The 14324-nt window shown below is 66.0% G+C and carries 12 protein-coding genes; 3 read left to right on the top strand and 9 right to left on the bottom strand.

Annotation, left to right across the window (positions count from 1 at the left end; all coding sequences use genetic code 11):
• Window positions 1-16: 16 nt before the first annotated feature.
• Genes hemH through ACZ1JY_RS09625 form a run of 3 tightly spaced genes read right to left on the bottom strand, consistent with a single transcriptional unit; the run spans window position 17 to window position 4349 of the window.
• A complete protein-coding gene (hemH, locus tag ACZ1JY_RS09615; protein ID WP_118072947.1) occupies window positions 17-1033 on the bottom strand; it encodes a ferrochelatase in 1017 nt (338 codons plus the stop codon).
• A gap of 20 nt (window positions 1034-1053) precedes the next feature.
• Window positions 1054-3354 (bottom strand): xanthine dehydrogenase family protein molybdopterin-binding subunit, encoded by a 2301-nt coding sequence (locus tag ACZ1JY_RS09620; RefSeq protein WP_465129133.1) that lies wholly within the window; start codon window positions 3352-3354, stop codon window positions 1054-1056.
• Window positions 3355-3359: 5 nt separating this feature from the next.
• Window positions 3360-4349, bottom strand: a complete 990-nt coding sequence (locus tag ACZ1JY_RS09625) for an Mrp/NBP35 family ATP-binding protein (protein ID WP_118072945.1) — start codon at window positions 4347-4349, stop codon at window positions 3360-3362.
• A 138-nt stretch (window positions 4350-4487) separates the two neighbouring features.
• Between ACZ1JY_RS09625 and hflK the strand changes: the two genes are divergently transcribed.
• From hflK to ACZ1JY_RS09640, 3 genes are all read left to right on the top strand, one after another.
• Window positions 4488-5594 (top strand): FtsH protease activity modulator HflK, encoded by a 1107-nt coding sequence (gene hflK / locus ACZ1JY_RS09630; protein ID WP_465129134.1) that lies wholly within the window; start codon window positions 4488-4490, stop codon window positions 5592-5594.
• A 1-nt stretch (window position 5595) separates the two neighbouring features.
• Window positions 5596-6447: a protease modulator HflC gene (gene hflC, locus ACZ1JY_RS09635; RefSeq protein WP_168905264.1), complete on the top strand. Its 852-nt coding sequence runs from the start codon at window positions 5596-5598 to the stop codon at window positions 6445-6447.
• A 126-nt stretch (window positions 6448-6573) separates the two neighbouring features.
• Entirely contained in the window at window positions 6574-8103 is a 1530-nt protein-coding gene (locus ACZ1JY_RS09640) for a Do family serine endopeptidase (RefSeq protein ID WP_465129135.1), read from the top strand.
• 68 nt (window positions 8104-8171) lie between these two features.
• Here the strand turns inward: ACZ1JY_RS09640 and ACZ1JY_RS09645 are convergent, their stop codons facing one another.
• The 6 genes from ACZ1JY_RS09645 to guaA form a co-directional block, all read right to left on the bottom strand.
• Window positions 8172-8732, bottom strand: a complete 561-nt coding sequence (locus ACZ1JY_RS09645; protein ID WP_465129136.1) for a YqgE/AlgH family protein — start codon at window positions 8730-8732, stop codon at window positions 8172-8174.
• 58 nt (window positions 8733-8790) lie between these two features.
• The gene (locus tag ACZ1JY_RS09650; protein ID WP_465129137.1) at window positions 8791-11535 is read right to left on the bottom strand and encodes a [protein-PII] uridylyltransferase; all 2745 of its coding nucleotides are present in this window, start codon (window positions 11533-11535) and stop codon (window positions 8791-8793) included.
• Window positions 11536-11612: 77 nt separating this feature from the next.
• Window positions 11613-11984 carry a type II toxin-antitoxin system VapC family toxin gene (locus ACZ1JY_RS09655; protein WP_465129138.1) on the bottom strand — a complete coding sequence of 124 codons (372 nt, stop codon included), beginning with the start codon at window positions 11982-11984 and terminating at the stop codon, window positions 11613-11615.
• A gap of 8 nt (window positions 11985-11992) precedes the next feature.
• Window positions 11993-12283: a type II toxin-antitoxin system Phd/YefM family antitoxin gene (locus ACZ1JY_RS09660; protein ID WP_465129139.1), complete on the bottom strand. Its 291-nt coding sequence runs from the start codon at window positions 12281-12283 to the stop codon at window positions 11993-11995.
• Window positions 12284-12324: 41 nt separating this feature from the next.
• Window positions 12325-12738, bottom strand: a complete 414-nt coding sequence (locus ACZ1JY_RS09665; RefSeq protein WP_465129140.1) for a GNAT family acetyltransferase — start codon at window positions 12736-12738, stop codon at window positions 12325-12327.
• Window positions 12729-14288 (bottom strand): glutamine-hydrolyzing GMP synthase, encoded by a 1560-nt coding sequence (gene guaA, locus ACZ1JY_RS09670; RefSeq protein ID WP_465129141.1) that lies wholly within the window; start codon window positions 14286-14288, stop codon window positions 12729-12731. The genes ACZ1JY_RS09665 and guaA overlap by 10 nt, the downstream gene beginning before the upstream one ends.
• Window positions 14289-14324: the final 36 nt, after the last annotated feature.

Consider the following 14324-nt stretch of genomic DNA (forward strand, 5'->3'; position numbering starts at 1 on the left):
GCAGTGGCCAAGAGCCTTATTCGATCCAGCCCGCCAGTTCGCGCCGAGTCATGGTCTCCAGCAGGTCCATGCCCGTTTGCCCGGCGTTGAGACATTCGAGTGCAGCGAAGTGGGTGCCGCCTGCCGCCTCGAAATCCTCCTTGCCGCGGATCGCCAGCTCCTCGAGAGTCTCCAGGCAGTCCGCCGAAAAGCCCGGCGCTGCGATCACCACGCGCTTCGTGCCCTTCTCGGCCTCGACGGCAAGAACTGCATCGGTTGCAGGCTCGAGCCACTTGGCCCGGCCGAAGCGCGATTGGAACGTCGTCACCAACCGCAGGCCGGGATGGCTCTGCGCAAAGCGTTCGGCCAGCAGGCGCGAGGTCTTCTGGCAGTGGCAGTGGTAGGGATCGCCCAAGTAAAGCGTCCGCTCCGGCATGCCGTGATAGCTCAGCAGCAGCAGTTCAGGCACAAAATCCAGCGTGGCCATCTGCCGCGTCATGTCGGCGTGAAGCGCGCCGATATAGGCCGGATCGTCGTGATAGGGCGGCAGCGTGCGCAGCGCTGGCAGGCGGCGACGTGCCTTGATCCAGTCCGCAACGGCATCAAGCGCCGAAGCCGTCGTTGCGCCCGAATAGTGCGGATAGAGCGGGGCCACCAGAATGCGCTCGCACCCCGCCGCCATCAGCGCATCGAGTTCCTTGGCCATCGAGGGCGACTGGTAGCGCATCGCATGGCGCACGATCGCCGCGTCGCCCAGCCGCTCCTGCAAGGCGCGGGCCTGCGCCTTGGTGATCGCCGCCAACGGCGATCCATCCTCGCTCCACACCTGCGAATAGGCGTGGGCCGACTTCTTCGGCCGGGTGTTGAGGATGATGCCGCGCAGGATCGGCTGCCAGATCAGCCTGGGGATTTCCACCACGCGCGGATCGGACAGGAACTCCTTGAGGTAGCGCTTGACCGAATCGACATCGGGCGCGTCGGGCGTGCCGAGGTTGACGACAAGCACGCCGACCTTGCCGGTAAGCACATTGGGGTGATCGGCAGGACGTTCCATTGCAATCCTTGGGAAGAGGCTCACAGGCCTTCGGAAATCAGCGGCAGGCGGCGGAAGCGCACGCCCGTGGCGGAGAACAGGGCATTGGCGATGGCAGGGGCCACCGCGACCATGCCCAGCTCGCCGGGGTCGAACGGGTCTTCGTTGCTGTCGGCAAAGGCAATATCAACCTTGGGGCAATCGGCAAGCAGGGGTAGCCCCAGTTGCGAGAGTCTGCCTGCCGAAGGCCGCCCCTTGGCATAGCCGCTCGCCCCGCCCACCGCGTGGGCCAGGCCGAACATCAGCCCGCCCTCGATCTGCTGGCGGGCAAGGCTCATGTTCACGATGCGTCCGATGTCGACATAGGCGCTCAGGCGATCCACCCGCACCACGCCCGCCTCGCTGCGCGCCGTGGCGACGACCGCGATCAGGCCCTTGGCACCCGCGCCGCCGCCGGTCGGCAGTTCCATCTGATGGCAGGCAATGCCCTGCCCCGAAGCCTCGATCCCGCCACCCCATTGCGCGAGGCGTCCGGCGCCCTGCAGGCAAGCCACCAGCCGTGGCTCACCCTCGAGCATGCCGACACGGAACGACAGCGGCTCCTTGCCCGCCGCATGGGCCAGCTCGTCAACGAAGCTCTCGGTGAAGAACGCGGTATAGCCATGCGCCTGCCCACGAAACCGTGCGGTCGGCTGCCGCAGCGCGAGCGGCACATGCTCCACGGCCTTTTCCGGAATCCGATAGAGCGGCATCGCCCCTTCGCACGCCATCGGATCGACCCGATCCTGCAGCTCGAGCGCTTGGCTCACCCCCCAGCCATCGAGCAACCTTGCCCCCGATTCGATAGCTGTCGCTGGCACCGCCAGCCGCGCCCGCCAGCCCAGCACTCGCGTCTTGTCCGGACTCAACGCTCCGCCCAGCTGCGCCGAAACCGGCGTGCGCGCAATGCCCGCCAATGCTTCCTGCCAGCGCGAGTACGTCAGTTGCACCGGTTTGCCGATGACCTTGCAGATCGCCGCCACTTCCGCCGCGATGCGCACGTCGAGCCGCGCATCGAAACTGCCGCCGGCGTGCATCGGATAGACGATCACGTCCCGGCGCGAGAGCCCCGCCGCGCGCGCCGCCGCCCGCCGCGCCCGTTCCGGGGCCTGCGTCGCGATCCACAGCTCAAGCAATCCGTGCCGCATCCGCGCCGTGGCGCTGGCGGTCTCCAGCGGCGCGTGGAACGCCGGTTCGACATCGTAGCGCGCGGTCAGTGAAGGCCTGGCCAGCAGCGCATCGGGATCGCCCTCGGCCAGAATGCGCTGCGGCTCTCCCTTGGTCAGCGCCTTGTCGAGCGCAACCAGCACCTTCTCGGCATCGGCCACCGGCCCATCGGCCTTGAAGCGCGGCTCCATGGCCCGCACCGCCTTGTCGGCGCTGAACCAGTCGGTCGCAACCGCCGCCAGCCAGCGCTTGGCGTGGACCACGCCCACCAGACCCCGCACCGTGGCCGCCGCCTGCTTGTCATAGCTCGACAGCACGCTCGCCCCTTGCGGCCCATGCGCGATCGCGGCGTAGACCATGCCGGGCAAGCGAACGTCGCCGGCAAAGGTGAAGCTGCCATCGACCTTGGCGGGCAGATCGAGCCGGGGATGGCTGGGCGGCGATCCTTCCGGAAACTGTCCGGGCTTCTCACGCGGTGGCTCGGCACGCAGCACCGGCACCGCGGGCGGATCATAGTCCACCGCTGCATCGAGCAGTTCGGCAAACGACAGGCGCTGCTTGCCGTGGGTGACGAAGCTGTCCTTCGTCTCGCACTCCTCCCAGCCCACGCCCCACTTGTCCGCCGCCGCCTGCGCCATCATCGCCCGCAGCGCCGCCCCCGCCTCACGCAAGGGCGTCTCGAAGGCCGCCAGCGCCGTACCATCCGCCGTCACCATGAGCGGGCCGCGTTCGGCATGAAGCCGCGCCAGCATCCCGTCCGCGTCCTCTCCCACCGAGGCAAAGGCCGGCATCCACAGCGGCGCCCACTTGGCTGAAAGGACCGGATCGGCATAGGCCGGGCTGATCGGCGCAGCCTCCACCGCCACCTTGCGCCAGTCCGCGCCAGCCTCGTCAGCGATGATCTGCGCCACCAGCGTGGTGATGCCCTGCCCCATCTCGCAGAACGGGACGGCAACCGTCAGGATGCAGTCCTTCCCACCCTTGACGCGGCCCACCTTGAGGAAAGCATCGACGACATGCTCGCCCTTGCCCGCCGCGAGCGGCACCGGATGGCGCCGCGGGATCAGCGGGAAAGCAATGAGCAGCGCGCCGCCCACCCCCGCTCCCACCAGCATCCCTCGCCGCGTCAGGCGCATCCGGGTCAGCGCTTCCCGTCAAGCCAGGCGAGCACGCCCCGCGCGATCGAAAGGAACGCCTCGGCCTGCGGGCTGTCGCCTGCTGCAGGCGGGTTGCCCGCATCGCTCTCGCGCCGGATCGCCATGTCCAATGGCACGCGGCCAAGGAACGGCAGACCCATCGTCTTCGCGGCCGCTTCTGCCCCGCCAACGCCGAACGGATCGCTCTCCTCGCCGCAATGCGGGCAGATATAGCCCGCCATGTTTTCGACCATGCCGATCACCGGCACCTTGCCCTGTTCGAACAGGCCGATGGCGCGGGTCGCATCCATCAACGCCAGGTCCTGCGGCGTGGAGACGATCACCGCGCCCGCCGGCTTGTGCTTCGAAAGCATGGTCAGTTGCACGTCGCCGGTCCCCGGCGGCAGGTCGACGACGATGATCTCCGTATCGCCCCAATGCGCATCGATCAGCTGGCCCAGCGCATTGCCGGCCATGGGGCCCCGCCACGCAATCGCCTGCCCCGGCTGCACCAGATGCCCCATCGACAGCATCGGCACCCCATAAGGCGATTGGATCGGATGGATCTTGCTGTCCTCGGCCTCCGGCTTGCGACCTTCCGTGAGCAGCAGGCGCGGCTGCGACGGGCCATAGATGTCGGCATCGACCAGACCGACCTTGCGTCCCAGCCGGTGCATGGCGACCGCCAGATTGGCCGACAGCGTCGATTTGCCGACGCCGCCCTTGCCCGATCCCACCGCGATGATCACGCGCGACTTGCGCTCGGCGGTCATGCCGAGGCGCAGATCCGCCACTCCGGCCTTCCGGGCCGCATCTCGCACGGCCATCTCCAGCTTGTCGCGATCGAGCCGCTCCAGCCCGCCGACTTCGAGCATGACGGTTGCCGTCTCGCCCGCCACTTTCACCGTCTGCAGGCGGTCCCCTGCCACTTCCCCAAGCGCATTGCGCAGTGCCTGTTCGTCGATGCTCACGCCATTTCCCGTGTTCCGCTCCATCCCGGAGCTGTCCGTTCGGCCCTAGCAGATGAATTTTCGGGAATGGACACTGTTTTTCGCATCAAGGGTTCCTATAACCAAGGGATGACAGACTTGGGCGGAATGATCGCACGCTTTGGCCGGGAGACGGGCCTTTTCATGACAGGCAAGAAAAGCCCCTGGGGTTCGGGCGGCGGCAACGACGCGCCGACATCCTCCGGTGACGCTCCTGAAACGACACCACCGCCAGCAGCGCCAGGTGCCGAAGGCCCTCGAAACCCGTGGCTCCCGCCGCAATCAGGCGATGGCCCCAAGGATAGCGGACGGCGTGGCCCGAACATCGAGGACATCTTCCGCAACCGCAAGGGCGGCGGCAATGGCGGCGGTGGTGGCCGTGGTCCCAACATCCCGCGCCTGCCCCAGCGCCCCGATGGCAAGTCATGGGCGCCGGTCGTGATCGGCCTCGTCGTCCTGGCATGGCTCGGCACCTCGATGGTCCACCTCATCGCCCCGCAGGAAAAGGGCGTGGTCACCACCTTCGGCTCCTATTCGCGCACCTTGGACAGCGGCACCGCTGTCACGCTCCCCTGGCCGATCCAGACGGTCAAGGTCGAGGACGTGACCTCGATCCGCCGCGAATCGATCCCCGAGGGCGATGGCGAGAAGCTGATGCTCACCGCCGACCAGAACCTGGTCGACCTCACCTACCTCGTCCGCTGGAACATCAAGGACCTCAAGCTCTACATGTTCCAGCTCGCCGACCCTGATCAGACCGTGCGCGAAGTGGCCGAAGCCGCGATGCGCCAGTCCATCGCCGAGGTAAACCTCAACGACGTGATGGGCTCGGGCCGCGCCCAGATCGAACAGAACGTGCGCGAACGCATGCAGCGCGTACTCGATGCCTATCGCTCGGGCGTCGTCATCCAGGGCGTCGACATCAAGAAGACCGATCCGCCGGCCAAGGTCGTCGATGCCTTCAAGGAAGTGCTCGCCGCCCAGCAGGATGCGCAGAGCGAAATCAACCGGGCGCAGGCCTGGGCGCAGCAGCTCACCGCCCGCGCCGGTGGCGAAGCCACCGCGTTCGACAAGGTCTACGAGCAGTACAAGCTCGCCCCGGAAGTGACCCGCCGCCGCATGTACTATGAAACCATGGAACGTGTGCTCAGCCAGACCGACAAGGTGATCCTCGAATCGCCCAACACCCAGGCCTACCTGCCGCTGCCGGAAATGAAGCGCACGCAAAAGCCGCAGGAAGGGGGCCAGTAAGATGAACGCGATCCAGACCTTCTGGGCCGAACGCAAGGCCGTGGTCATTGCCGCGGGCGTTGCCCTGCTTGCCGCGGCCAGCTGCCTCACCGTGGTCGATGAAAAGACCCAGGCAGTGATCATCCGCCTCGGCCAGCCCAACCGTGTCGTCAACCGGTTCGAACCCAAGACCGATTTCGGCCAGACCGGTGCGGGCATCGTCCTGCGCATTCCGTTCATGGAAAAGGTGGTCAATGTCGACAAGCGGATCCTCGATCTCGACATGGAGCGCCAGCAGGTCCTTTCGGCCGACCAGCGCCGCCTTGAAGTCGATGCCTTCGCCCGCTTCCGGATCATCGATCCGGTGCGCATGGTGCAGACGGCCGGGACGACCGAGCGGGTCGCCGAACAGCTCCAGCCGATCCTCAACTCGGCGCTGCGTCAGGAACTCGGCAAGCGCACGTTCGGCTCGCTGCTGACGGCAGACCGTGGCCGCGCAATGGAACAGATCCGTGAGGGGCTCGACCGCGAGGCGCGTGAATATGGCGCGCAGGTAATCGACGTGCGGATCAAGCGGGCAGACCTTCCTGAAGGCACGCCACTCGAATCGGCCTTCACCCGCATGGCCACCGCGCGCCAGCAGGAAGCCGCCACGATCCGCGCGCAGGGCCAGAAGCAGGCGCAGATCATCCGCGCTACCGCCGAGGCAACCGCTGCCAAGACCTATGCCGAAGCCTTCAACAAGGACCCGGCATTCTACGATTTCTACCGTGCAATGCAGAGCTACGATGCAACCTTTGCGCAGAAGGGATCGAGCACCTCGATCGTGCTTTCGCCCGACAACGAGTACCTCAAGCAGTTCAAGGGCAAGTAACCCCCAAGCTGAACGGTACGGAACATCGTCATTCAAAGTCCGTTCATCGCAGGGCGCGTGAATCGGCTTTGGCACAAGTCAGCCGCGCCGCCCCCGGCGCAAGATAGACAAAGAGGACCAGGCCACGTGCGATACGCTTATGGTGTGACTTCGGCGCTGCTGCTTGCAGGCAGCGCACTGACCCTGGTGACAGGCTTCCCGGCAGGCGCGCAGGTCGCCCAGAACGACCAGTCGGAGATGCGCAGCGTCGTCCCCCGCGCCGGTGCGCCCTCCAGCTTCGCCGACCTTACGCAGCAGCTGCAGCCAGCGGTGGTCAACATCTCCACCCGCCAGCGCGTGAAGGTGCAGAACAACAATCCCTTCGCCGGAACGCCGTTTGGCGATCTGTTCGGCGGCGGCCAGGGCAATGGACCGCAAACGCGCGAGGCGCAGTCGCTGGGCTCGGGCTTCATCATCTCGGCCGATGGCTACGTGGTCACCAACAACCACGTGATCACCGCCGACGGGCAGGGCGAAGTCGAATCGATCACCGTGACCACGCCCGACGGCACGGAATACCCGGCCAAGCTGATCGGCAAGGACGCGGCATCAGACCTCGCCGTGCTCAAGATCAGCCGCCCCACCCCCTTCCCGTTCGTGAAGTTCGGCGATTCGCGCAAGGCGCGCGTGGGTGACTGGGTCATCGCCATCGGCAACCCCTTCGGCCTCGGCGGCACGGTCACGCAAGGCATCATCTCGGCGGTCTATCGCAACACCGGCTCCGGCTCTGCCTATGACCGCTACCTGCAGACCGACGCCTCGATCAACCGCGGCAACTCGGGCGGCCCAATGTTCGACATGGCCGGCAACGTGATCGGCATCAACAACGCGATCTTCTCGCCCACCGGCGGTTCGGTCGGCATCGGCTTTGCCATTCCGGCAGAGATTGCCGCCCCCATTGTCGACAAGCTGCGCGCCGGCCAGGCGATCGATCGCGGCTACCTCGGCGTGCGCATCCAGCCGCTCTCGGAAGACCTCGCCGCTTCGCTCGGGCTCCCGAAGAACCGTGGCGAATTCATCCAGGCCGTCGAACCCGGACAGGCCGCGGCCAAGGCTGGCATGCAGGCCGGTGACGTGGTGGTGAAGGTCGATGGCAAGGACGTCACGCCTGACCAGACCCTGTCGTTCATCGTTGCCAACACCACACCGGGCAAGCGCATCCCGATCGAACTGCTCCGCAACGGCCAGCGCCTGACGATCCAGACCGTGGTCGGCAAGCGCCCGACCGAGGAAGAGCTCGCCCAGCAGAGCTTCGACCCCGACGCGCAGGAAGATGGCGGCTTCGGCGGCAAGCAGCAGCAGCAGAGTGGAAGCGTCCTGCAATCCTCGCTCGGAATCGCAGCCATTCCGCTCACCCCGCAGATCGCGCGTCAGCTCGGCGCGGGTGAAGATGCCAAGGGCGTGGTGATCACCGCTGTCGATGCTTCGTCCGATGCCGGGGCCAAGGGCCTGCAGCGGGGCGACATCGTGCTCTCGGCAAACTACGTCAACGTAGCCTCGATTGCGGATCTCGAACGCATCGTTCGCCAGGCTAAGACCGAAGGCCGCGAAGCCGTGCTTCTGCGCATCCAGCGCCGCGGCGCACCAGCACAATACGTGCCCATTCGCGTCCGCTGATCGGAGTCTCGACCCATGAGCAAAGAGCCGCTCCAGCGATGGGGCGGCTCTTTCTGTAACTCCAGGGCTCAGGCCCTGCCGGTCTGCGCGACAAGATGCGAAGGATCGATACCCTCGCGCTTCCATGCCTGTTGCCAGCGCCGCCCGGTCGGCGTTTCGAACAGGATCTCCGGGCGCCCCTGCGCCGCGTACCAGCCATGATGCCGCATCTCGCCCTCCAGCTGCCCGGCCCCCCAACCAGCGTAACCCAAGGCCACCAGATAGCGGCTCGGCCCGCGCCCTTCGGCAATTGCACGCAGCACGTCCATCGATGCGGACAGGTCGCACAGCGAATTGACCGTCACGCTGCCCTCGCCGCCCCAGTCATTAGAATGCAGCACGAAACCGCGCGCCGTTTCTACCGGCCCGCCGTTGAGGATGGGCACGTCCGGCGCGATACCGGGATCGATGCCGACGTCTTCCAGCAGCCCATGCAACGTGATCCCGTCGCGCACATGGCCGATGCCGATGCCCAGCGCGCCGTGCTCGTCGTGCACGCACATCGCCACCACGGCATGATCGAATCGGGCATCGCCCATGCCCGGCATGGCCAGCAGCAGGCGCCCGGAAAGATATTCGGCTTCACTCATCCCTGATGACATAGGGACGGGACCTGGCGATTGCGAGTGCGGTCATCGCCTCAGATCCTCACGCCGCCGCCTTGACCTTCCGGTCCTCCGCCGCTTCGAGCAGGCGCTTCTCGACGGTCTTCATCCGGCTCTCGCTGTCGATCTTCTCGCCCAGCACGTCGGTCACGTAGAACGTGTCCACAGCGCGCTCGCCATAGGTGGCGATGTGCGCCGAATGGACCACCAGCCGCGCCTCGAACAGCGCACGCGCCAACTGGTTGAGCAGCGCCGGACGATCGCGCGCGCCCACCTCGATCACGGTGAAGCGGTTCGAGGCCTTGTTGTCGAAGATGACGATCGGGCGCACGTCGAACGCATCGGCACGCGGGCGGGCCAGCGGGCGAGCCGCCAGCTGCGGCACCAGCTTCACCCGGTTGGCCAGGGCATCGGCAATCGCGTTCTTGAGGCGCGCGATCTGGCTTGCCTCGTTGAGCGGACGGCCGAGCGGGTCCTGCACCAGGAAGTTGTCGACCGCCGTGCCGTTGCGGGCGGTGTGGATGCGCGCGTCGATGATGTTGCCGCCGGCAAGATGGATGCCCCCAGCGATGCGATAGAACAGGCCGGGGTGGTCCGCCGCCAGCACGGTGACCAGTGTCGCCCCGCGTGCCGGATACCAGTGCGCCTCGACCGAAAGCGGCTCGCCCAGCGCGGTGTCCATCTGCTGGAGGTTGAGCGCGATGATGTCCTCGGGCTCGGCAATCCAGTAGGCATCGCCCAATTGCTTGCCGACCGTGCCGATCAGCGCGTCGCGCTCGCGCAGGATCGTGGCGACGGCCTTCTTCTTGGCGGCAATGCGCTCGGCCCGGCCATGGGTCTTGTGGCCAAGGCGCAGCATTTCCTCGGCCGAGACGAACAGATCGCCCAGCAGCTGCCGCTTCCACGAATTCCACACGCCCGGACCCACCGCGCGAATGTCGACCACGGTCAGGATCAGCAGCAGGCGCAAGCGCTCCTGGCTCTGCACCGTGTTCACGAAATCGGCGATGGTCTTGTAGTCGGCAAGGTCGCGCTTGAAGGCGGTGGCGCTCATCAACAGGTGCCAGCGCACCAGCCACGCCACGGCCTCGGTCTCGGCAGCGGACAGGCCCAGACGCGGGCACAGCTTCATCGCCACTTCCGCGCCGAGTACCGAATGGTCACCCTGCCGGCCCTTGGCGATATCGTGCAGCAGCGTTGCGACATAGAGCACGCGGCGCGAGGCAACCTTGCTGACCACTTCGCTGGCCAGCGGGTGATCGTCCTTGACCTCGCCCTTCTCGATGCGCGCCAGCAGGCCGATCGCGCGGATGGTATGTTCGTCCACCGTGTAGTGGTGATACATGTCGAACTGCATCTGCGCGACGACGCGGCCGAAATCGGGCACGAAGCGGCCGAACACGCCGGCCTCGTTCATCCAGCGCAGCACGGTCTCGGGATCGTTGCGGCTGGTCAGCGTGTCCATGAACAGCGCATTGGCACGAGGGTCCTTGCGCAGGGCAGCGTCGATCAGCCCTGAATCGCGCCGGGCAATGCGCATCGTCTCGGGGTGGATCTCGACCTGTTCGGCCGCCGCGCACGAGAACAGTTCGAGCAGGCGGACAGGGTCGTCCTGAAAGGTGGTGTCCGATGGCGCGGCGAGCTTGCCCGCATCGATCACGAACGGCCCGACCTTCTTTTTCCGCCGCCCGCGCAAGGCCGCGAGGAAGCCGCGCTTCTCCTTGGCAAACTGCCCGTCAAGCTGCGCAAGGAACACGCCCGTAAGCGAGCCGACCTGCTTTGCCTGGAGGAAGAAGTACTGCATGAACCGCTCGACCGCGCTCTTGCCGGGACGGTCGGCGAAATTCATGCGCATGGCGACTTCGCGCTGCAGGTCGAAGGTCAGCCGGTCTTCCGCACGCCTGGTGATGGTGTGCAGATGGCATCGCACCGCCCAGAAGAAGTTCTCGGCGCGGCGGAAGGCGCGGTATTCCTCCGCGGTCAGCAGGCCGACATCGACCAGTTCGGAAGGGTCGCGCACCTTGTGGATGTACTTGCCGATCCAGTAGAGCGTGTGCAGATCGCGCAGGCCGCCCTTGCCCTCCTTCACATTGGGTTCGACGACGTAGCGGCTGTCGCCCAGCCGCTTGTGGCGGTCGTTCCGCTCCTGCAGTTTCTCGGCGACGAACTGCTTTTCGGTGCCGTTGACGACTTCCGCCCAGAACCGGGCCGAAGCACTGTCGAACAGGTCGCGATCGCCCCAGACATAGCGCCCTTCGAGCAGCGCGGTGCGGATGGTCAGGTCGCTCTTGGCCATGCGCACGACTTCATCAAGCGAACGGCTGGAATGGCCGACCTTGAGGCCAAGGTCCCACAGGAAATAGAGCAGCGCCTCGATCACCTGCTCGCACCACGATGTCGGCTTGATCGGGGTAACGAACGCGATGTCGACGTCCGAATGCGGCGCCATCTCGCCGCGCCCGTAGCCGCCCACCGCGATCACCGCGATACGCTCGCCCATCGAGCGATTGCTCGCGCGATAGATGCGCCCGACGACATGGTCGTAGATGATGCGGACCAGTTGATCGACAAGGAAGGCCTGCGCCTGCGCGCTCTCGGTGCCTGACGAGGGCTTGGCTTCCAGCCGGCGCGCAATCTCGGCGCGGCCGTCTTCCAGCGCGGTGCGCAACAGGTCCACCACCACCTGCCGCGATTTCTCGCCCTTCTCGGCGAACGCCGCCGCGATGGCATCGGCAAGCTGCCGACGGTCGATGATGGCGCGCTGGTTGGCAATCCGGGGAAGCATCATGCCCCACCCTTATCGCGGGGATGCGGGATGCGTAAGCGGTTAATGGGGCATTTGCGGGAAGGGTGGCGGTGGCTGGCTCAGATCACCACGACCGGGTACTGGCGGATGCACCGATCTGCGGAGACGAGCGTCATGCCTGACACCAGCGCATGGGCAACCAGCAAGCGATCAAGCGGATCGCGGTGCAGGTCGGGCAGGTCCTTGACCTTCGTCCAGGCAGACGCGGGCAGGTCTGCAAGTTCGAAGCCCACCAGCTCCTGCAATTGGTCGACCGGCTCGTCCAGAGGAATGCGCCGCAGATGCTGCAGGTGCGCCAGTTCGTAGGCGTTGACCGCGCTCAGGACGATGTCGTTGTCCGGGTTTGCCAGCGCATTGTGCTGCTCTGCAGTCAGGCGCTGGTCACCCAGCACCATCCACACAAGGATGTGCGTGTCTATCAGCAGCTTCACGCGTCGGCTCAGCCGAACTTGCGCTTGGTGCGTTCGTCAAACTCCGGGCCTGTCATCGGCGGCGGAATGTCGAAGGCAGACGCGGGCTGGCCCTTGTACTTGTCGGCGAGGCAGCCAAAGGCCGCAAGCCGTTTCGCCGCGCGAGCCTCACGCGCAAGTTCGAGCGCTTCGGGCGTGGGCACCAAGGTAGCAAAGGGCACACCCGCCTTGTTCACCACAACTTCTTCGCCCCGTGCCGCAGCGGCAAGAAGCTCTGACAAGCGGGTCTTGGCTTCACCGATGTTGACGTGGATGGTCATAGGCAGAGGATGCCTTGGCCAAGGGGGTTGGTCAAGGTGGGTTAGAAGCGCTTGCCCATGGTTACGACGTCCTGCAGTTCATAGCCGAGCGAATTGTAGAACCCGCGTGCCGAAGCGTTGTCACCGCGTACCATCAACTGGATCTTGGGACTGCCAAGCGCCTTGAGCAAGTTTTCGGCCGCAGTCATGAGTGCGCGACCGATGCCTTGCCCGCGGCGGCCCGGCGCGGTGGCGAGGTAATAGACCCAGCCGCGATGGCCGTCGAAGCCGACCATCACGCTGCCTCCCAATGCTGCCGCAATTTCAGCCAGCAGGATCGTCGACGTCGGTGTGGCCAGGGCAAGGTCGAAATCGCCGCGCGGATCGTTCCAGGGGCGTGTCAGTCCGGCAGCCTCCCACAGCGCGACCGTGGCTTCACGGTCCGCCACAGTGGCTGCGCGGATGCTTACTCCCACTCGATCGTACCGGGCGGCTTCGACGTGTAGTCATAGACCACGCGGTTGATGCCCTTGACCTCGTTGACGATGCGGGTCGCCACGCGGGACAGGAAACCGGCGTCGAACGGGTAGATGTCGGCGGTCATGCCGTCGGTGCTTGTCACCGCGCGCAGGGCGCAGACGCTGTCGTAGGTGCGAAAATCGCCCATCACGCCCACGGTCTTGACCGGGAGCAGCACGGCAAACGCCTGCCAGATCGCGTCATAGAGCCCGGCGTTGCGGATTTCCTCGAGGTAGATCGCGTCGGCCTTGCGCAGAATGTCGCAACGCTCACGCGTCACTTCGCCCGGGATGCGGATGGCAAGGCCGGGGCCGGGGAAGGGGTGACGGCCCACGAAGATCTCGGGCAGGCCAAGTTCACGGCCCAGCGCGCGAACTTCGTCCTTGAACAGCTCGCGAAGCGGCTCGACCAGCTTCATGTTCATGCGCTCGGGCAGGCCGCCGACGTTGTGGTGGCTCTTGATCGTGACCGAGGGGCCGCCGGTGAAGCTGACCGATTCGATCACGTCCGGGTAGAGCGTGCCCTGCGCCAGGAAGTCGGCGCCGCCGACCTGCTTGGCCTCAGCCTCGAACACGTCGATGAAGGTCTTGCCGATGAACTTTCGCTTGGCTTCCGGGTCCGTCACTCCAGCAAGACCGCCGAGGAACAGGGCCGAGACGTCCTTGTGGACCAGCGGGATGTTGTAGTGGTTGCGGAACAGGCTGACGACCTGCTCCGCCTCGCCCATGCGCATCAACCCGTGGTCGACGAACACGCAGGTCAGCTGGTCGCCGATGGCTTCATGGATCAGCACGGCGGCCACTGCCGAATCGACACCGCCCGACAGGCCGCAGATCACGCGGCTGTCGCCCACCTGCTCGCGGATTTCGGCGATCTTGGTCTTGCGGAACTCGGCCATGGTCCAGTCGCCGGTGCAGCCGCAGACGTGGCGCACGAAGTTGGCGATCAGCTTGCCGCCGTCGGGGGTGTGGACCACTTCGGGGTGGAACTGGGTGCCGTAGTACTTCTTCTCGTCATTGGCGATGACGGCAAACGGCGCGCCGTCCGACACGGCAACGATGCGGAAGCCCGGGGCGAACTGGGTGACCTTGTCGCCATGGCTCATCCACACCTGGTGGCGTTCGCCTTCCTTCCACAGGCCGTCGAACAGCACGCAGGGTTCGGTCACGGTCAGGAACGCGCGGCCGAATTCGCCCGAATCGCCCGGTTCCACCTTGCCGCCCAGCTGGTGGCTCATGACTTGCTGGCCATAGCAGATGCCAAGGATCGGCAGGCCGGAGTCGAACAGCACTTGCGGCGCGCGCGGAGAGCCATCGGCGGGCACGCTGGCGGGCGATCCCGACAGGATGATGCCCTTGGGCTTCATACGGTGGAACGCGGCCTCGGCCTGCGTGAACGGCGCGATCTCGGAATAGACCCCGGCCTCGCGCACGCGACGGGCGATAAGCTGCGTTACCTGGCTGCCGAAGTCGACGATCAGGATCGATTCTGAAGGCTGGATGCTCATGCGTGGCCGATAGTGTGAAGGGCCTTTTCTGTCCAG

It is taken from the genome of Novosphingobium sp. BL-A-41-Hi4B-X5A, assembly GCF_055521705.1.